This is a genomic window from Pseudoalteromonas sp. B160 (genome assembly GCF_037162485.1).
GTDB classification, from domain to species: Bacteria; Pseudomonadota; Gammaproteobacteria; order Enterobacterales; family Alteromonadaceae; genus Pseudoalteromonas; species Pseudoalteromonas rhizosphaerae.
In genome coordinates this window covers 997,302-1,017,631 of the sequence record NZ_JARLUX010000001.1, presented here as the reverse complement: position 1 = coordinate 1,017,631, position 20,330 = coordinate 997,302, and the positions used below count along the sequence as shown (strand labels likewise).

Here is a 20,330-nt window from a genome sequence, read left to right as displayed (position 1 = left end):
TATTGTACACTTAACTTATTTAGTCATAAAAAAAGGGCCAATTAAGGCCCTTTAGAGTATTTTTTATTAGGAGTAGTTAGCTATTAATCATAATCGCTTTAATATTAACAAACTCTCTCATACCAAAACCGCCGTGCTCACGACCATAACCACTGTCTTTAACACCACCAAATGGTAAGTTTGGCTGGGCCAGCCCATAACCATTTATGTTAACCATACCGGTATCAAAATGCTTTTTAGCAAGCTCAATGGCTTTCTTTTCATCTTTACAAAGTATGCCGCCACCTAGACCATAGCGAGAGTCGTTGGCAATGCGCATCGCATCTTCGTTATCTTTGGCTTTGATAAGTGAAGCGACTGGGCCAAATAATTCATCGTCATAGGCCGGCATGCCGGAGAGAGATTCTCAAGTAATGTGGCTGGATAGAAATAACCCGTTTGCTTAGGTATTTCGCCACCAGTCACAATAGACGCACCAGCCTCAACTGATTGCATTACTTGTTTATGAATTTTGTCTCTTAAATCCTCGCGTGCCATTGGGCCAAGATCGGTGTTTTCATCCATAGGATCGCCAACTATTAAGGCGTTAAATTGCTCTGTTATGCCTTTTTTAAACTCATCGTATAAGGCTTCAACAACCACAAAACGTTTTGCAGATACACAAGTCTGACCATTATTGATCATCCGTCCTTGCAGGCAGGTTTTAATTGCCAGCTCTAAATCTGCATCATCAAGTACTAAGTAAGCGTCGTTACTACCAAGCTCTAGGACAGTCTTCTTCACGTGTTTACCTGCTTGCTCAGCCACTTTTTTACCAGTGCCATCACTGCCAGTAAAGGTAACACCACGGATTGCTTTATGGCTAATAAGCTCGCTGGCTGTTTTACCGTCAATCAGTAAATTTTTAAATACATGACTAGGGAAACCTGCATCGGAGAACATTTCTTCAATTTTTTCAGCCATACCAAACACGTTACTAGCATGTTTAAGTACTGCCGTATTACCAGCCATAATGTTAGTCACGGCATAACGAATTACTTGGTAGAGAGGAAAGTTCCAAGGTTGTATGCCTAGTAACACACCTGTCGGTTGATATGTAATTATAGCGCGACCGTTTTCCATAGGGCGTTCTTCATCCGCTAATATCGTTTGGCCATGTTCGGCGCTGTAACGACATATAGCTGCACAAAGCTCTACTTCTTGTAGACCTTGATTGTATAATTTGCCCATTTCTTGAGTCATCAATGTTGCTAGTGACTCTTTTTGTTGCTCGAATACATGTGCAAGTTTGTTTAAATACTTAGCACGATCGGTCAATGAAATATGGCGCCACTCTAAGAAAGCCTCATGACTTTTATCTATCTCATTTTTTGCTTGCTCTAGGTTAAGCAATGTATAGTCTGCAATAGTTTGTTCAGTGGCAGGATTAATTGTCGTTACTGTGTTAGTCATTTTCATCTCCTTACAAATAATATTGAGTAAAGGAGTGCAAAGCTAACGCCAACTCTGCGCTAAACTATTTAATTATTTTAAGTTGTTGCTATAAAACAGCTTTTAATTTTTTCATTATTATTTTTACTCAGCTATTATTTTTGTATCGGTAAAAAGTTCTGGTGGCTGAAAAAGTTACAAGGAGTATGTTGTGGCGTTATCTTTTTTTAATACGCATTTAGCGCTTATTCAAGCGCCGATGGCGGGTGTGCAAGATTTTCGTTTAGCTGCTGCGGTGAGTAACGCAGGTGGTTTAGGATCATTACCCTGTGCAATGCTCTCAAAACAACAGTTAGTGAGCGAGCTTGATAAACTGACTCAAGCGACCAGTAATCCCTATAACCTTAACTTTTTTTGTCATACGGTCGGTGATTACACCAGCCAACAAAAGCAGCAATGGCATAATTTGCTAGCGCCTTATTTTGATGAGTATGGTATTGATGCTGAAAGTTTACCTGCAGGGGCTTCTCGTCAACCTATTAGTCAATCGGTTGTTGATATTATTGCCCCTTATAAACCCGCGGTGGTAAGTTTTCACTTTGGTTTACCTGAGCAAACGATTATGGCGCAAATCAAAAGCTGGGGCACTAAAGTGATTTCAACCGCTACCACTTTAGATGAAGCTATTTGGCTGAGTGAAAATGGCGCTGATGCTATTATTGCGCAGGGTTTAGAAGCAGGAGGCCATCGAGGGCATTTTTTATCAATGGATTTAAGTCTGCAGCAATCAACTGTGCAATTAGTTCAAAACTGTGTGGCACGTCTTTCTTTACCTATTGTTGCCGCAGGCGGTATTGCAACCGCTGATGATGTAGAGCAAATGCAAGCTTTAGGTGCAGCCGCTGTGCAAGTCGGGAGTGCTTACTTATTATGTTGCGAGGCACAAACTTCAGCGCTTCATAAGCAAGCAATTTTAAATCAGAAAACGGATAATACTGCGCTTACTACGTTATTTTCTGGTCGGGCGGCACGAGGCATTCAAAATCGTGTAATGGATGAGTTAGGCGCTTTGGCTATAGGTGTGCCTGAATTCCCTCATGCCAGTACCGCGATAACGGCACTTAGAGCAAGCGCTGAAAAAGCAGGGCACGATGATTTTTCACCACTTTGGTGTGGCCAAAAGCATGTCCCTCGTGTAGGTATGTCGGCAGAAGATATCACCTATTTACTTATGAAAAAGTGATTGGTTTAAATTGAATCAAAGCCCTAACTTATTACTGGGTGATAGTTATCAATAATTAGTAATATGTTTGGCAATCTCTTTTAGTAAATAGGTTTCGCGAATGATTGATAGCCCTTGTTTTTCACTGGTTGCCAGCGTTCGCTCATTATGAGCAATGGCATCATAAATATTAACCCATTTAGCAACCATGCCATTTTGTTGCTCATAATGTTCTAGTTGCGCTTGCCCTAATTGCTCATCGATACTACAAAAATAGCAGTAAGACTTTATATGGATCACTGCATAATCATCTTTATACCAAGGGCGGTATTCTTCATAAAGGCCAAACTCACCGAGTACTTTGATGTTTTGTGCGCCAGTTTCTTCTTGTAGCTCGCGGATTAATCCTTGCTCTATGCTTTCACCTTCATCAATGCCGCCGCCAGGCAAGCTGAAATCTTCATAGCGGGCAGTGTACATTAATAAAATATCAGTGCCTTTTAAGGCAATAGCACGGCTCGTTAGGCGAGTAAATTGACGTGGTTCGCTGGCACTCACACTGGGATGAACGGTGCTTTTAAGTAAGCGCATCAGAATGTTCCTTAAAATTTAATTTAAAAATTATATCTCAAAAAAGATCTAAATCTATTTAGACAGCGTAAATTTTCAGTTAAGCATCGATTTTGTAGAATAAGGCAGTTAAGATGTTAGGCTGGGCAATGATAACAAGCATAGGGATTTATCATGTTAAACATACTGTTAGTTGATGATGATAGCGAGTTTAGTGATGTCGTTTGTCATATCGTAGAGTTTTTAGGACATAACATTAATACTGCTGCTAATTTAGCAGAGGCTGAGCAGTGGTTTGTAAATAATACCTTTGACCATGTATTGTTAGACTTTATGCTGCCTGATGGAAGTGGTTTACACTTGGTTGAGCACCTTAAAAGTATTGGTCAAAAACCAAAAATAACCCTTATTTCAGGTCATCCTTCAGTCAAAGGTAAGTTGGCTGAAATGTGTGAGCCTAACGTTGGTCATCTAGTTAAGCCCTTGCAGCGCGAAGATATTGAGCGCCTTCTCAACCCTAAAAAAACCACGGCTAAGAAAAAAGCCGAGCCAAGTATTAAAAAGCATTTTGGCACCTTAATAGGTGAATCGCCGCAAATGCAGCATTTGTATACCATGATTGAGCGCGTTGCTAACACCAACGCCAACGTAATGTTAATGGGTGAAAGTGGTGCTGGTAAAGAAGTTGTCGCACAAGCGATTCATAATGCTAGCGCATGTACAGGACCTTTGGTGGCTACTAACTGCGGTGCGTTATCGAAAGAACTTATTGGTAGCGAATTATTTGGCCATGAGAAAGGGGCTTTTACTGGCGCTATTGCCCGTAAAGATGGGGTGTTTGAACAAGCAACCGGCGGAACATTATTTCTAGACGAAGTGACTGAAATGCCAATAGATATGCAGCCTAATCTATTGCGAGTGTTAGAAACTAAAAAAGTAACCCGAGTAGGTGGCAGTAAAGAAAGTGCGGTAGATTGCCGAGTTATTTCTGCGACTAACCGCTCATTAGAAGATTTAGCGCAAAATAATGTTATTCGTGAAGATATCTACTTTCGGTTAGCTGTATTTCCTATTGATATTCCACCACTGCGTGAAAGAAAAGAAGATATTGCCTTATTAGCCAATGCTTTTTTAAATCAATTAAATGAAGAAAATAATACCGACTTTCAATGGCAGACGGCACAATTAAAGTTACTTGAAAGCTATGATTGGCCAGGTAATGTTCGAGAACTGCGCCACGGTATTCACCGTGCTTTTATTATGAGTGATCCAAAAGGTAAAGCGATTACTTTGCCAGATAACTTAGAGTCACCATTTTCACGAGTGAATAAGCAAACTCAAGCAAATCAAGTGACTGCAGGGCAAACTATTGAAGAAGTTGAAAAAGAGCTGATCCACGCTACGTTGGATAAAGTACAAGGTAATAAAACGCTTGCAGCGCAAATGCTAGGTATAAATACTAAAACTTTATACAACCGTCTAAATGCCTATGGTGGCATTGGCGAATATAGCTAAATTAAACTCAAGTAATCAACAAAGGGGTAGCATGGCTAATAACGATAAAATCAATAAGTTGATTCATGATGCACGCGGACCACTGAATCGTATATCGATGAATGCAGAATTGATCAAATTAGTGCTAGAAAATGATATGCCAAAAGAAAAAGCATTGGCAGCACTTGATAAAATAATAAGTAATTGTCAGCAATGCAGTGACAGCTTGGAACAAATATCGAATCTCGGCGTCGTTGAATAAGATAATATAAAAGGATTATAAATGAAGCTGCAAAAGCAACAAGGTAAGGTCAAGGTAACCTGGGCCAGTTTTATCGCGGTGCTGCTGTGTATTGTGGTGGGGAATGCGATTTTGGCAATGAATACCATTCAAAGCCTGACTCAAACCCAACAGCGTTTAGATGATACTAATATGTTAAACACCGCAATTGAGAAGCTTCATCTTTCAATTGTGCAGGCAGAATCAGGACAACGTGGTTACTTATTAACGGGCGATAAAGATTATTTAGCACCCTACAACGACGCTATTATGCAGCTCAATTCACAAGCTACACTGGTTAAAAATTTACGTACTGAAATTGCAGGCCAAGCAGATAAAGTAGCGCGTTTACTATTTTTGGTTGATGATAAAGTTGCGGTATTAACCAGAACCGTTGATTTAGCATTAGCAGATAAAGAACGCCGTGCTCATTATTTACTAGAGACGCATCAAGGCCGTAAGCTTTACGAGCAAATTAGAGAGCTCGCTGATGAAATTCAAGATGCGGAGTCTGCTTTTAAAGCTGTGCAGTTTCGAAAGTTAGGGCAAATTAAAAAAGAAGCCAAACTCACTTTTGCAATTACTGCCGTAACCAGTGCTTTATTGATCCTTGGTATGTTTATGCTCACGCGTATTAACTTACATACAGCGGCAAAATATCAGCAGGAACTTGAATATCAAAACGAAACACTGGCTAGTAAAGTGACCGAGCGTACACAAGAGCTGACCTTGTACTCTGATGAACTAAGTCGCAGTAACCGTGAGCTTGAAGAGTTTGCCTTTGTAGCGAGTCATGATTTGCAAGAGCCACTGCGCAAAATTCAAGCATTTAGTGATCGCTTAGAAACCATGTTTAAAGACGAATTGGGTGAAAAAGGCATTGATTATATCGCGCGTATGAAAAATGCAGCGCAAAGAATGTCTAATTTAATTAATGACTTGTTAGAGTTTTCGCGAGTGACAACACGTGGTAAAGACTTTGCCGATACGGATTTAAAGCAAGTACTTGATGATGTGCTAAGCGATTTAGAAATTGCGATTAAAGAGTCAAATGCGCAGGTCAACGTGGGCGAAATGCCAGTAATACAAGCAGATCTGAGCCAAATGCAGCAGCTATTTTTGAATTTGATTTCAAATGCGGTGAAATTTAGACGTCCAGATGTGGCACCAATTATCACTATTGAGTATCAGCATCAGACTGAATTTAATGATGATTATAATACAGAGCTGGAATGGCAAATCATTACAGTTAAAGATAACGGTATTGGTTTTGCGCCAGAATATACCGACAAAATTTTTGTTCCGTTTCAACGTCTGCATGGGCGTTCGCAATATAAAGGCACGGGGATTGGTTTATCCGTGTGCCGACGTATTGTAGAGCGTCACGGCGGTACGATAGCGGCACAAAGTGACACCGGTGAGGGAGCAACCTTCATCATAAAACTACCTGTGGAAAGCGAGCTTTTCACATTGCAAGGAGAGGCTTAAATGCCATTTTCTAAAGTAAAGCCAATCACCATTTTAATGGCTGATGATGATGAAGATGATCGTTTATTAACGCAAGACGCACTCGCTGAAAGCCGTGTATTAAACGAGTTATACTTTGTTGAAGATGGTGTGGAGCTTTTGGAGTACCTAGAGCGTAAAGGTAAGTTTGAAGACAAAAACTCATCGCCACGACCTGGGTTGATTTTATTGGATTTGAATATGCCACGCATGGATGGACGCGAAGCGTTGCAAGCGATTAAAGGCAATTCAAACTTAAAAGGTATTCCTGTAGTTATTTTAACCACGTCTAAGCAAGAGGAAGACATGGTTAAGGGTTACGATTTAGGCGCGGCTTCATACATTACTAAACCAGTTACGTTTGATGGCTTAGTTGAACTAATGAAAACGTTAGGTAAGTACTGGGTGGAGTTTGTAGAGTTACCTAGTACGTTTAATGACTAAATAAAAAACTGGAGACGCTATGTTAGATAAGGCAACCAGACTGTTACTTGTTGAAGACGATGAAGATGATTATATTTTAACCTGTGATTATCTAGAGCAGCTGAGTTCGCATACATTTGATATAGAGTGGATCAGTGATCCCAAGCAGGCAGTTAAGGTGCTGAGTAAAAATCATCATGATATTTGCCTGCTTGATTACCGCTTAGGGGCTTCAGACGGCTTAGCAGTATTAAAACAAGCTGTAGAAAATGGTTTTAATGGCCCTATCATTATGCTCACCGGGCAATCAAACGACGCCCTTGATTTAGCCGCATTGGATGCTGGGGCTGTTGATTATCTCGTAAAAAGTGAAATGAGCTCAAGTCGCTTTGCCCGCTCTATTCGCTACGCATTAGCCCGACGTGATGTTGAAGATGAACGCCTTGAACGACTCAAAGCAGAAGCCGAAAATCGTTCTAAAGACCGCTTTTTAGCACATTTAAGCCATGAGCTACGCACCCCGTTATCGTCAATCTTGGGCTATACCGAGTTGCTTATGCAAAGTGAATTTAACAATCATGCCAATAATGAGTTAGGGGTTATTTATCGTAATGGTAAGCATCTACTTAGCTTGTTAAATGATGTTCTCGATTTATCAAAAATAGCTGCCGATAAACTGGAGCTCAGCTGCAGTGATGTCAACCTTGATAGTTTAATGGCTGATGTGTTTACCTTAATGCGAGTATCTGCGCTGGATAAAGGGCTGTCGCTGCGTTTTGAGTCATTACAACCTTTGCCCCTTGTAATTAGTATTGATGCGACACGGTTTCGGCAAATTTTAATTAATATCATCAATAATGCGATTAAGTTCACCGAGCAAGGCGATATCATTGTTCGCGCATGGACAAAAGTTATTGATGGCCGTGAAATGCTGTTTTTTAGTATTAAAGATTCTGGAATGGGTATTGCCCCTGAGAAACAAGCACTTATATTCAAACCATTTGAACAAATAGCCGATGTAGAATCGCGCTCAGTTGGCGGCGCGGGGTTAGGTTTAGCTATTTGCTCTGAATTGTTGAGTCGTATGCAGGGCGGGATCACATTAGAGTCTGCTATTGGTCATGGATCTGAATTTACTATTTCAGTGTATCCGGGCAATATTCAATATGTAGAGCGCAGTGTATTAAAGCTCGATTTGACACCTAATATGCAGCAAAAAATGGCCCCCTGTAAAGTCAGTGGCCGAGTATTGGTGGTGGATGATTTACGAGATTTACGGGTGTTAGTTGGGCATATGATCTCTTCTGCTGGTGCAAAGGTTGATTATGCTGAACACGGTAAGCAAGCACTTGATAAAGTAACTAAAGCACAACAGCAAGGTGATCCGTACGACATTATATTTTTAGATATTCATATGCCGGTGATGGGGGGCAAAGAAACCACGATTGAACTTAGAAAAATGGGTTTTAAGGGGGCGGTAATAGCGCTTACTGCTGCCACGATGAAAGGTATACATAGCGAGTTATTGGCGCTGGGCTTTAACGATGTGATAGGCAAACCTGTTGATTCAAGCTTACTTTATCAGTGCTTAACTAATTACTCTATGGCGGCTAATAAGCCCGTTGATAAATTAGCGCAACCAGCGCGAGTAAAAAGTTGTGCGCGTTTTTTATTGGTTGAAGATGATGCAGATGCGGCGCAAATCACCCAGTTATTACTGGAAAGTTTAGGGGTTGAAACCGTTGTTGCAACTAGTTATGAGCATACTTTAGCAATTCTAAAAAATGACTCTCAATTTGATAAAGTGTTATTAGATATGCATTTGCCTGATGGCAGTGGCTTGGATTTAGCTCGTTATACAAAGCAGTATTATCCAGATCTAAAGCGAGTAATCGTCAGTGGTATACAGCCAGATCCGAAGCAAATTGAACTCCTTGAGATAGAGCAAGTATTACTTAAACCGATTAATTTAGCATTACTAACCCAACTTATTGAGGGTTAGTAATAATTGATTGACGCACCACTAATTCAGGTTCAAAAAGAGTTTGTAAAGCTGGGGTGGTTTTTTTATACACCTCACTTAAAATCCAGTTAGCAGCCATTTGGCCCATTTCGTTGATTGGGTAGTTGACGGTACTAAGTGGTGGATACACATGACGGGTAAAAAATACGTTATCGTAGCCCATAATAGAAAGTTGCTCAGGCAAGATTAATGATGACTCACGGGCACTGGCCATAGCGCCGGTTGCCATTTCATCATTGGCACAAATTAGCGCTGTAAATTTTGAATTACCGTTATATAAATGCTGAAAGCCTGCAGTGCCGCTGTCTTCCATAAAATCACCTTGATATAGTAATTGCTCATTAAAACTAATGTTGTGCTCTGCTAGAGCTTGTTTGTGCCCTGCGAGGCGATCTTGAGCATCTTGTTTCCACAGTGGGCCGCTGATATAAGCGATATTCGTATGGCCTTGCTCTAATACGTGTTTAGTCGCTAAATAACCGCCTTTTACGTTATTTAAAATAATGCAGCGCGATGCTAGTTCGCGAATGTATCGATTGATCAGTACAAAAGGAGTTTTCCCTTTGCTCAACTCTATTAAGTAGTCATCACTAATTGCTTCAACATGTAAAATTAAGCCATCACAATTACGACTAATTAAAAACTCGATTGCTTGTTGTTCACGTTCTTCGTCACTGTGACCTGCTGCAATGATCACATGCTTGCTTTGTTTACGAAAAGCGGTCTCAATGCCGCTCATCATTGGGCCATAGAAAGGGCCTTGTAGTTCGGAAACTAATAAACCAACACTATTTGAACAGTTAGATGCGAGAGATTGTGCTATGGAATTAGGCCGGTAACCAAGCTGTGTCATCGCAACGGTTACCTTTTTTCGCGTTGCATCACTGACATTAGTATTATTATTCATTACCCTTGAAACGGTCGCTAATGAGACCCCAGCAAGTTTTGACACCTCATAAATGGTCGCCATGATATTCCTTGTTAAGTACTACTTCTTTGGGCTAAATCAGCGTTTATTTTCTCTAAGGTATTATTATCAAGAATATACCTTTTCATGATCAACGCGACAAGTACACTACCAATTGCAGGAAACAGTGTAAACGAGGTTAAAATACCGGCTTTAGTTGCTTCATTAAGCTCAGTGTTAGCCTGATAGCCATAGTAAGCCAGTAACCAACCAGCAATAGCTCCGCCCAGTGCAAGGCCTAGTTTAATAAAGAACACCACGCTTGCATAGACCAAGCCAGTTAGCCGATGGCCATTTTGCCATTGTCCGTAGTCAATTGCATCTGCCATTTTTGCCCATAACAATGGAGTTGCCATTTGGGTGAAAAAACACCATAAAAAATAGACTGCAAACGCGAGCACTAATTGGTCGTCAGATAAGAAAAATGCAAAACAGCTTATGGCCGCAGAGATGTATTGGAGATATATATATGCTGCTTTTTTATCAACCCGTTTACTCAGTGGTTGTGCGCAGGCGCAGCCAAGGATATTACCGATCATTCCCAAGGTAACAAATTGCGTAACTAAGTCGGCTTCACCAAGAACATATTTTACGTAATAAATTGCTAAAGTCGTACGCAGCACCATACTCGTGAGCAGCATAATGGCAGCACCACAGAGTATTTTAAAAGGACCGTTTTGCCACAACGTTGCCATTTGTGCTTTGAGGCTAAGGGTTTGTTGCTGTGGTGCAACCACGCGTTCTTTAGTAAAGCGAAAGCAGGTCAAAAATAATATCACACCGAAACAGCTCATCAGTATCATAGTAAGCTGATAGCCAAGAGCATTATCGCCTTTACCAAACCAGCTTACTAATGGCAATGTGCAAGCACTGACGAGTAAGCCACCGAGCATACCAAATACAAAACGATAAGATTGAATGGATACGCGTTCACTCGGATCGCGACTTAGTACTCCACCCAAAGCTGAATAAGGAATATTAATTGCGGTATAAACCAGCATTAATAGCGTATAGGTGACAAACGCGTAGATGACTTTTCCTGTCGCGTTTAAATCTGGTGTGGTAAAAGTAATTACACTAACCAGCCCAAACGGGATCGCGAGCCACAATAGGTAAGGCCGGTAGCTACCATATTTGGTTCGGGTTGCATCGGTGAGCGCCCCCATTAACGGATCGGTGATTGCATCAATAACTCGCACCACTAGGAACAGAGTACCAACGATGGCCGGAGAAATACCAAATATATCGGTATAGAAAAAAGTTAAAAATAGCATCACGGTTTGAAAAATGATGTTACTTGCAGTATCACCTAAGCCATAGGCTATTTTTTCTTTTCTAGTTAGCATAATTGGCACTCATGTTGTTATTATTTTTTGCGCTGTGTGAGCAATGCGCGATATTGTATTGCGCTCTCTTTTAGTATGCGTTGCTGGTTTTCATAATCAACATAAACGAGACCAAAGCGTTTTTCATAGCCGTATGCCCATTCAAAGTTATCCATTAAGCTCCATGCAAAATAGCCTTGTATATCAACCCCTTGCTCAACTGCGTCATGCACTGCATTGAGGTGGGTATGATAATAACTAACGCGCTCTGTATCGAGTACTTGGCCATCTCGTAGTGTATCTGCCATGGCCGCACCATTTTCAGTTACATAAACTTTAGGTAGTTGGTATAGCTCATTTAATGATACTAACAACTCAGTTAAACCTTGTGGATAGACTTCCCAGCCCATGTCAGTCACAGCTATGTTGTTGATTTGTGCTTCGGCAAACCAGTTATCATCAGTGTTTTTGTAGTGTATGCGGGTATAGTAATTAACGCCAATAAAGTCGATTTTTTGACTGATTATCGCCATATCATTAGCAGCTATATGGGGTTGCACTTCACTACTGAGGCTATTTAAAAGCGCCGGATACTGACCTTCTAAAACTGCTTTGATATACCACTGATTGTGATATTGATCGGCTAATAATGCTGCTTGTGTATCGTTTTCTGTCATTGGATAAGCTGGGCTGAAGTTAAGAACAATACCAGCTTCTATATTAGGGCAATTGGCGCGCAGTACTTGCATGGCAAGACCATGGGCTAACAATAAATGATGAGCCGCTTGACGACCTGCTTGTTGACTTTTAATACCGGGTGCATGTACACCCACTTCATAGCCTAAATAGGCACTGCAAAAAGGTTCATTTAAAGTCGCATAAGAGTCAACTAAACCTGTCAACTGCTTGGTAACTAAATCAGTATAGTGAGCAAATGCATAGGCGGTGTCACGGTTTAACCAGCCACCGTTATCTTCCAAGTGTTGGGGTAGATCCCAGTGATATAAGGTGACATAGGTCTTGATATTGCGTGCTTTTAAAGCCGTTAATAAATCACGATAAAAGCCAATGCCTTGCTGATTAATACTGCCATCTTGATGCAATACGCGCGGCCATGAAATTGATAATCGGTACGCATCAACGGCTAAGTCAGCAATCATTGCGATATCTTGTTGCCATAGTTCAACATGGTTACAGGCTGTATCGCCATTGCTATTGTCGGTGATAGCCCCTGGTTGGTCACAAAAAGTATCCCAAATAGATGTCAGGCGTGCGTTGCGAGCTCCCTCAATTTGAAATGAGGCTGTGGCTACACCAAAGGTAAACTGAGGTTTAAGTAGCGCAGAGCTAGGCGGCAGAGAAATAGTTTTAAACACGATTAGGTGCATCCTTTAACATTCAGTTTTGGCAATTACTTTTACATTAAGCGCAGCATAGTTATTAAAATGGAAGCGCTTACAGAATATTTGTAAATAAATTGCTAATTTCGATTTATATGATATAAATGTAAGCGCTTACATTTTATGTTGCAACTATTATTTGCTTTTTTTAAGTAATGAAAAAGTACTTTAATAAACGTAACGAACTGATAATTAAAATAATTAGAGAGTTTAATATGGCAAACGTCACACACAATTTGGCAACGAATGAACATAGCCTACAACCAATGGGCAAACAAACGTTTGCTTTAACGTCGTTGACCACCTTATTTTTTATGTGGGGGTTTATTACGTGTCTAAACGATATTCTGATCCCCTATTTAAAAGGGATGTTTTCACTCAATTATACCCAAGCGATGCTAATCCAATTTTGTTTCTTTGGGGCTTATTTTGTGATGTCGATACCCGCTGGTAAGTTGGTGAGTAAAATAGGTTATCAATTTGGTATTGTGGTGGGCTTGGTGGTGGCAGCGGTTGGTTGTGCATTATTCTATCCTGCAGCCGTTGCGCATGTTTATGAGCTGTTTTTATTGGCGCTATTTGTACTGGCCTCGGGGATTACCATCTTACAAGTGTCAGCCAATCCATACGTAAGCGTACTTGGCGCTGCAAAAACAGCGTCGTCGCGTTTAACCATGACCCAAGCATTTAATTCGTTAGGTACTACGGTTGCGCCAATCTTTGGTGGCTGGCTTATTCTAACCGAAGTCAGCCAAGCAACCGCAGAGCAAGTTAAACTTCCTTATCTAATGCTTTCAGCAAGCTTGCTGGTACTTGCGGTTATTTTTGCTTTTTTAAAATTACCTAAACTTGGCAAAGCAGCAGATGCTGAGAGTGAAAATCAATATGTTGAGAACTTTATTGATTTAGGTAGTGTTTGGCAGTATCGCCATTTAATTTTAGGAGCCATTGGCATTTTTGTTTATGTCGGTGCTGAAGTCGCAATCGGCAGCTTTTTAGTAGGCTTTTTAACCTTAGATCATATTGCGGGTTTTACTGAGCAGCAAGCAGCACATTATATTAGTTATTACTTCGCTGGCGCCATGATAGGTCGCTTTATTGGTGCTGCAATCATGCAAAAACTCAATGCAGGTAAGGTATTGGCATGTCATGCACTACTTGCCATGGTACTGGTGTTAATGGCGATGACAGGACAAGGGGCATTAGCAATGTGGGCTATTTTGTTGGTCGGATTATGTAACTCAATTATGTTCCCAACCATCTTCAGTTTAGCCCTACAAGGCCTTGGCAAATATACCTCTCAGGGTTCAGGTATTTTATGCTTAGCCATTGTCGGTGGTGCAATTATTCCATTATTACAAGGTGTCCTAGCTGACAATTTTGGTGTGCAATTAGCACTATTACTGCCGATCGGCTGCTATTTATATATTACTTACTTTGCGCTATTTGGCTCAAAAGTAACAACCTCAACTCGTCATTGATAACTAGGTGGACAATATGACAATAACAAAACCACGTACTCTTTTGGTAATGATGATTGCAGCAATGGCGATGAATGGCTGTTCGCAATCAGAACAAACAGCAGCGACCAATGATATTTGGCCGATGATCAAAAGCGGTGTTAAAGACGATGCCAATATGGAGCAAAAAATTGCTGACTTGCTCGGCTCAATGAGCTTAGAACAAAAAATAGCCCAGATGATCCAACCTGAAATTCGCGATATTACAGTGGAAGATATGCGTCAATATGGTTTTGGTTCTTACCTTAATGGCGGTGGGGCTTTTCCTAATAATAATAAACATGCCACGGCTGCTGATTGGATTGAACTAGCCGAAAAAATGTACCAAGCATCAGTAGATGATTCCCTTGATGGTAGCCGTATCCCAACTATGTGGGGAACCGATGCAGTTCATGGTCATAATAATGTTATTGGTGCGACGTTATTTCCGCACAATATCGGTTTAGGTGCGGCTAACAATCCACAGTTGATTGAAAAAATTGCTGCAGCGACCGCGCAAGAAGTGATGGTAACCGGTATTGATTGGGTGTTTGCACCTACTGTTGCAGTAGTACGAGATGACCGCTGGGGCCGCACTTATGAAGGGTATTCAGAAGATCCACAAATTGTTAGAGATTATTCAGCCGCAATAGTAAAAGGCTTACAAGGCGCAGTTGATCAAGACTTTTTATCAGATAAACGGGTGATCAGTACGGTTAAGCATTTTATTGGTGATGGTGGTACACAAGGCGGTGATGACCAAGGTAATAATATTACCAGCGAAGCAGAGTTATTTACCATTCATGCGCAAGGTTATGTGGGAGGCTTAGGTGCTGGAGCACAAACAGTTATGGCGTCGTTTAATAGCTGGCATGGCGAAAAAATCCATGGCAGTAAATATCTCTTAACTGATGTGCTAAAAGGCAAAATGGGTTTTGATGGCTTTGTTGTGGGTGATTGGAATGGTCATGGACAAATTCCTGGTTGTACCAATGGAAACTGTGCACAAGCCGCTAATGCCGGCCTTGATGTATACATGGTGCCTACTGATGCATGGAAGCCACTTTATGAAAACCTTATCGCACAAGTTAACAATGGCACAATTGCGCAATCACGAATTGATGATGCGGTAACGCGTATTCTGAGAGTAAAAATGCGTGCGGGTTTATTTGATAAACCAAGTCCTGCAAATCGTCCACTTTCAGGAAAAACAGAGGTCATTGGTAGTGCTGAACATCGTAAAATCGCAAAACAAGCAGTTCGCGAATCTTTAGTACTCCTAAAAAACAAACAACAGTTACTGCCGCTTTCGCCAAAAGCAAATGTGTTAGTAGCTGGTCTAGGTGCTGATAATATCGGTATGCAATCTGGCGGTTGGAGCATTACTTGGCAAGGTACGGGGAATCAAAATAGCGATTTCCCAGGTGGCACGTCGATTTTGGATGGTATTGAACACACTGTTAAGCAAGCGGGCGGGCAAGTTCAGCATGACTTAAACGGTGAGTTCAATACTCGTCCAGATGTCGCTATTGTAGTATTTGGTGAGCAACCTTACGCAGAAGGCAATGGGGATTTAGATAATCTTGAATATCAGCGGGGTAATAAAACGGATTTAGCGCTACTGCGAAAAATTAAAGCAAGCCGGTATTCCCGTTGTATCATTATTTATTAGCGGCCGCCCAATGTGGGTAAACGCAGAACTTAATGCCAGTGATGCGTTTGTCGCGACTTGGTTGCCAGGTAGCGAAGGGGATGCAATTAGCGATGTGTTATTTGCAAATGTAGATGGCTCAGTAAATCATGATTTTAAAGGCAAGCTGTCGTTTTCTTGGCCGAATAACCCAGTTGATAACGAAAATCGTGGTGATAAAGATTATTCGCCATTATTACCGTATGGTTTTGGCTTAACTTATTCAGATAAAAACACCTTGCAAGATGATCTTGTTAAGCAAACAGGAATATCACAGCAGCTTGATGATTTAGTATTGTTTGAGCGCGCGGTTAAAGCGCCATGGAGTCTGCATTTACAAAGTGGTGAGCAGCAAAAAGTGATGGCAAGTAGTCGCGAATCAATCGGAGCTGTTAGCGTTAAAACCTTTGATAAAGACGTTCAAGAAGATGCGCGTGCAATTACCTTCAGCGGCGATGAACTAGCAGCAGTGCGTTTAAGTGCGGCATTCCCATCTGATTTACGTTCGTTTGTTGAAAAAGCAGGGCAATTACAAATGCAAATTAAGGTTGAGCAAAGTGCCGATGCCCCGCTTTGGCTTGGTATGCAATGTGGTGATGATTGCCAAGGTAAATTGGATATTGCTAAGCAGCTAAATGCAACCAACGAATGGCAGACTTTAAACATTGATTTACGGTGTTTTGCACAGCAAGGTGTTAATTTAGGTCAAGTATTTTCACCTTGGCAGTTAAGTACAGCTGCGCCATGGCAGGTATCGATTGCGAAACTCAACATCACCAGCGAGCATGTATCTACTGAGGTTATTTCATGCCAGTAATGCCTTTGTTGATCTTGATACCAGTGACATCGATCTAGATAAATAGCAATACGAAGTTAATTGCCAATAAACGTCATAAAAAGTAGTCTAGGCTGCTTTTTATTGAATAGGAAAGATCGAAATGAAACCAGTGAATCCATCAAAAGTCATTTGTATTGGTCGTAACTATGCAGCGCATATTGCTGAGCTTGGTAATCAAGAGGCAGACGAAATGGTGGTGTTTTTAAAGCCGCCAAGCGCGATAACAAATACCTTAATGTGTACTCATAAGGATGAGCAATTACATTTTGAGACTGAAATTTGTTTTCAAGTTAACAATGGCTGTTTAGCTGCTGTGGCGGTGGGACTGGATTTAACTAAGCGAGATTTACAGAGTAAATTAAAAGCCAGCGGTTTACCGTGGGAACGCGCGAAAGCCTTTGATGGCTCTGCATTGTTTAGTGAGTTTGTACAAATAGACGAACAAGCTATTGAGCATTTAAGCTTAACCTTACTGATAGATAATAAGGTGCGACAACAAGGCGGCGTTGAGTTAATGCTTTATAAACCCACGGTTATCTCAGCCCAAGTTAGTGAGTTTATGACTTTAATTGATGGCGATATTATTATGACTGGCACACCTGCAGGAGTAGGAGCTGTGAACGCAGGAAGTAAATTTATTGCTCAGTTACACTTGGGCTCAGACTTATTGGTTCAGCAAGAGTGGTTGGCTGAGTAAGTTTTAATATCTGTTGTTGATATTGTTGATCAAACTCCGCAAAGGTATTTTCAAGCAATACACGCTGTGTTTGCTGGTACTTTGCAGACGGCAGTATGCTATTTGTTAGCACTCGATTTATTTTTTTAAAGCATTATTAGCAAAATTATTAGGGGCATTGGTTGAGCAGCCAATCGCACCTAAAACCAGCTTATCGGCGTGATCGGCAATAGGTAAGGTTACTACATTATCAAATTCGCTGAAGCGGTTGTAGTAATCGGCTAAAAAAGGATAGTCGATAGTGTAATCAATATACCCATGATTGAGCCGATTGATCACCGAGCTGCTTTCGTTTTCACTGTTCCAACTTAATGATGTATGTTGGTCGCTTTTAGTATTTCGAGCGATGGTATTTAACTCTGGAGTAAATTTACGCGCAGCGGATTGACCAAAAATAAATTTATTATCTGTCAGTAGTTTAACTAAATTTATCGGTGAACTGTGTTGTTGGCTAATTACTTTCGCTGTTTTAGCTGAGGCAATGATAGCAAATGGTGGGTACACCGTAGTTGGCACCGAGTAGAACACTCGCGGGGTGTTAACTTTACGATGGATCATACAAGGGAAACATGCTTGTTGACCTTCATCGAGGTACTTACCTATACGTTTTTGCGGCAACATGAGGCGGGTATGCTTTATATCGGGTAATTCACTGATGAGCTGTTCGACTAAGTAATCACATAAGCCACCATCGGGAGTTTGTGCTGTTTTGGCCAGATGAAAAGGGGCTGTATTGCTTTGTAGCCAAGTTATATGGGTTACTTCATCGGTAGTATTAGCAAGTACATAGACGCTTGAAAAAAAGAGAATAATGCAACGATGTAATAGACAATACGCATAGCTATATTTACTTTATCCGCTAACAATTTAAATCGAGTATACAATAACTAATATTTTGCGCTACTAAAGACTGGTAAGTTATTACGGTAAGTTAATTTTTCAATACTTTAGTGGTGTTTTTTTGATTCACTATTTGTGAGAAGTCGTTTTTCAAGTATTTTAATCCGGTGGAAAGCCCAAGCATTGATAATGATTGGGCTTTATTGATTAAAATGGCATTGGGTATTGCTTAAATACATTACCGATATCAGTTAGAGCTTGTTCACTTAATTCGATGTTGAACGCGGCAATGTCATCTTTTAGTTGTACCAAGCTGGTTGCACCAATAATTGAAGAAGTAACGCCATCAACTTGGTCACACCATGCAAGCGCCAATTGTGCTGGGGTTATTTGGTATTGCTGGGCAATTTCAACATAGTGGCTGATTGCTTGTTGAGATTGCGCTGTGTCACGGAATAAACCATTACGCTGCACCAGTGTCCAGCGGCTACCATCGGGACGTGCGCTATTTAAATATTTACCACTTAACATACCGCCTGCTAAGGGTGACCAAGGTAAATAAGCAATATCTTCGTGAATACATTGCTCTATTAGATAAGGCCAATCTTTAGCGTGTAATAAACTAAATTCATTTTGAATAGAGACCATGCGCGGTAAATTATGTTGTTCACTTAACCGTAAAAATTGGCTAATACCCCATGGCGTGTCGTCAGAGAGACCACAATATTTAATTTTACCAGCTTTAACACAGTCGTTTAAACCTTCAAGAATATCGAGCATACCCGCTGTGTGTTGCTCTGTATTAGCGTCACTAAAACGGATCATACCTGGCCAATGTTTGCTAAAGTGCGGTGATTGACGATTCGGCCAATGCAGTTGGTATAAATCAATTACATCGGTTTGTAGGCGTTTTAATGACTCGTCAACGGCATGAACGACTGCTTGACGAGTAATATCGCCGCCATCGCGTATCCAAGCTAGGCCATTGCCAGCAATTTTAGTGGCGAGCACAATATCGTCTCGCTTACCTGGATTACGCGCTAACCAATTACCGATAATTTGCTCTGTCTTTCCGTACGTATCAGGAGTGGGAGGTATGGCATACATTTCTGCAGTATCAATGAAGTTTACGCCATGCTCTAAGGCATAAGCAATTTGCTCATCAGCATCTGCTTGATTATTTTGTACGCCCCACGTCATGCTGCCTAAGCATACACGAGACACATTGAGACCACTGCTACCAAGTGGGTTGTAACGCATAATGATTCCTTACTTTTATGATTCTCGGCTGTACTTATGTAATGCAGCCAATAATGGCTCACTTAATTGTGCTTTCTTACCCGTTTTAAAATTAAACATCACCACTTGCGATGACCCTAATGTAGTCAAGGCATTTTGCGCTTGGCTAAATACGCTGTAGTGCATCATAAAACGGTCTTTTTGAATATCACTGATGGTAACGCCTACCAACACTGTATCAGGAAATGTGACTGGGCGTTTATAACGCGCGTTATTTTCACTAATCACAGGACCAATACCTGTTGTTTGTAAATCTTCGAGTAAATTTATTTGATTAAAAAAATCAATTCGAGCAGTTTCGAAATAACGAAAATACACCACATTATTGACATGTTGTAAGGCATCCATTTCTCCCCAAGCAACATTAATTGCTGTATGGATAGGGTGTTGTTCTATAAATGATTGCATATTCGACAGCTTTTTAAAGTAAAAACGTAGATTAGCAATTGGTTCTGTTTAGCTCAAGAAAATTAGGAAAACAGTGAAAATGTGCTAGTTTTAGTAGTTCACGGTTACGTAAATGAATACTTTAATCTGATTTAAAGGAGCTAATTATGAATACAGTGACAGCAAAAATAATGAAACGCTTAGCGCTACTGGTGGTGATCTGTTTGGCATTCGTTTGTTATGCGATGGGCAATGCTTCTGGGATGGTGATACTAATCGTAGTTGGTTTTATTTTAGAAGGTGCTTTTTGGTTATTCGGTGCGAGGTTATTTAATCGTAAAAGTCTTCACAGCAAGAATCATCGAGCTGATGACTTGCTAATAAATCAAACTTAATGAAT

General features: G+C 40.8%; 16 protein-coding genes and 2 pseudogenes. 10 read left to right on the top strand and 8 right to left on the bottom strand.

The genetic code is table 11. The features are described from left to right. Positions 1 to 76: 76 nt before the first annotated feature. A pseudogene (locus P4S61_RS04715) lies at positions 77 to 1,452 on the bottom strand (NAD-dependent succinate-semialdehyde dehydrogenase). 190 nt (positions 1,453 to 1,642) lie between these two features. Here P4S61_RS04715 and P4S61_RS04710 point away from each other — a divergent pair. Further along, positions 1,643 to 2,674, top strand: coding sequence for an NAD(P)H-dependent flavin oxidoreductase (locus P4S61_RS04710; RefSeq protein ID WP_182731819.1), 1,032 nt, complete (start codon positions 1,643 to 1,645; stop codon positions 2,672 to 2,674). A 48-nt stretch (positions 2,675 to 2,722) separates the two neighbouring features. Here the strand turns inward: P4S61_RS04710 and P4S61_RS04705 are convergent, their stop codons facing one another. Further along, positions 2,723 to 3,244 carry an NUDIX hydrolase gene (locus P4S61_RS04705; RefSeq protein ID WP_182731820.1) on the bottom strand — a complete coding sequence of 174 codons (522 nt, stop codon included), beginning with the start codon at positions 3,242 to 3,244 and terminating at the stop codon, positions 2,723 to 2,725. A 153-nt stretch (positions 3,245 to 3,397) separates the two neighbouring features. On the opposite strand from P4S61_RS04705, the gene P4S61_RS04700 reads away from it, so the two are divergent. Genes P4S61_RS04700 through P4S61_RS04680 form a run of 5 tightly spaced genes read left to right on the top strand, consistent with a single transcriptional unit; the run spans position 3,398 to position 8,928 of the window. Continuing rightward, on the top strand, positions 3,398 to 4,738 hold the full coding sequence (locus P4S61_RS04700) for a sigma-54-dependent transcriptional regulator (protein WP_337117863.1): 1,341 nt from the start codon (positions 3,398 to 3,400) through the stop codon (positions 4,736 to 4,738). Between the two features lie 31 nt (positions 4,739 to 4,769). Further along, positions 4,770 to 4,979 (top strand): histidine kinase, encoded by a 210-nt coding sequence (locus tag P4S61_RS04695; protein WP_145241196.1) that lies wholly within the window; start codon positions 4,770 to 4,772, stop codon positions 4,977 to 4,979. Between the two features lie 21 nt (positions 4,980 to 5,000). After that, entirely contained in the window at positions 5,001 to 6,485 is a 1,485-nt protein-coding gene (locus P4S61_RS04690) for a sensor histidine kinase (protein ID WP_145241194.1), read from the top strand. Then, the gene (locus P4S61_RS04685) at positions 6,486 to 6,947 is read left to right on the top strand and encodes a response regulator (protein ID WP_145241192.1); all 462 of its coding nucleotides are present in this window, start codon (positions 6,486 to 6,488) and stop codon (positions 6,945 to 6,947) included. Between the two features lie 19 nt (positions 6,948 to 6,966). After that, a complete protein-coding gene (locus P4S61_RS04680; RefSeq protein WP_337117862.1) occupies positions 6,967 to 8,928 on the top strand; it encodes a response regulator in 1,962 nt (653 codons plus the stop codon). On the opposite strand, the gene P4S61_RS04675 is transcribed toward P4S61_RS04680, so the two are convergent. The 3 genes from P4S61_RS04675 to P4S61_RS04665 are packed head-to-tail and all read right to left on the bottom strand — an operon-like array spanning position 8,915 to position 12,629. Continuing rightward, on the bottom strand, positions 8,915 to 9,919 hold the full coding sequence (locus tag P4S61_RS04675) for a LacI family DNA-binding transcriptional regulator (RefSeq protein ID WP_145241188.1): 1,005 nt from the start codon (positions 9,917 to 9,919) through the stop codon (positions 8,915 to 8,917). The two genes, P4S61_RS04680 and P4S61_RS04675, sit on opposite strands and share 14 nt — an antisense overlap. 11 nt (positions 9,920 to 9,930) lie before the next feature. After that, the gene (locus P4S61_RS04670) at positions 9,931 to 11,262 is read right to left on the bottom strand and encodes a glycoside-pentoside-hexuronide (GPH):cation symporter (RefSeq protein WP_182731822.1); all 1,332 of its coding nucleotides are present in this window, start codon (positions 11,260 to 11,262) and stop codon (positions 9,931 to 9,933) included. A 20-nt stretch (positions 11,263 to 11,282) separates the two neighbouring features. Continuing rightward, positions 11,283 to 12,629, bottom strand: coding sequence for a GH1 family beta-glucosidase (locus tag P4S61_RS04665; protein WP_182731823.1), 1,347 nt, complete (start codon positions 12,627 to 12,629; stop codon positions 11,283 to 11,285). Positions 12,630 to 12,907: 278 nt separating this feature from the next. Between P4S61_RS04665 and P4S61_RS04660 the strand changes: the two genes are divergently transcribed. From P4S61_RS04660 to P4S61_RS04650, 3 genes and pseudogenes are all read left to right on the top strand, one after another. Beyond that, a complete protein-coding gene (locus P4S61_RS04660; protein WP_259397251.1) occupies positions 12,908 to 14,122 on the top strand; it encodes a sugar MFS transporter in 1,215 nt (404 codons plus the stop codon). Between the two features lie 16 nt (positions 14,123 to 14,138). Continuing rightward, positions 14,139 to 16,647: pseudogene (locus P4S61_RS04655) on the top strand (glycoside hydrolase family 3 protein). A 121-nt stretch (positions 16,648 to 16,768) separates the two neighbouring features. Beyond that, on the top strand, positions 16,769 to 17,365 hold the full coding sequence (locus tag P4S61_RS04650) for a fumarylacetoacetate hydrolase family protein (RefSeq protein ID WP_145241178.1): 597 nt from the start codon (positions 16,769 to 16,771) through the stop codon (positions 17,363 to 17,365). Positions 17,366 to 17,482: 117 nt separating this feature from the next. Here the strand turns inward: P4S61_RS04650 and P4S61_RS04645 are convergent, their stop codons facing one another. The 3 genes from P4S61_RS04645 to P4S61_RS04635 form a co-directional block, all read right to left on the bottom strand. Continuing rightward, complete coding sequence (locus tag P4S61_RS04645; protein WP_337117861.1) at positions 17,483 to 18,025, bottom strand: hypothetical protein; 543 nt, start codon at positions 18,023 to 18,025, stop codon at positions 17,483 to 17,485. Between the two features lie 426 nt (positions 18,026 to 18,451). Continuing rightward, on the bottom strand, positions 18,452 to 19,504 hold the full coding sequence (locus tag P4S61_RS04640) for an aldo/keto reductase (protein WP_182778830.1): 1,053 nt from the start codon (positions 19,502 to 19,504) through the stop codon (positions 18,452 to 18,454). A 15-nt stretch (positions 19,505 to 19,519) separates the two neighbouring features. Further along, complete coding sequence (locus P4S61_RS04635) at positions 19,520 to 19,951, bottom strand: acyl-CoA thioesterase (RefSeq protein WP_145241172.1); 432 nt, start codon at positions 19,949 to 19,951, stop codon at positions 19,520 to 19,522. A 146-nt stretch (positions 19,952 to 20,097) separates the two neighbouring features. Between P4S61_RS04635 and P4S61_RS04630 the strand changes: the two genes are divergently transcribed. Further along, positions 20,098 to 20,325, top strand: coding sequence for a hypothetical protein (locus P4S61_RS04630; protein ID WP_337117860.1), 228 nt, complete (start codon positions 20,098 to 20,100; stop codon positions 20,323 to 20,325). The last annotated feature ends 5 nt before the right edge of the window (positions 20,326 to 20,330 follow it).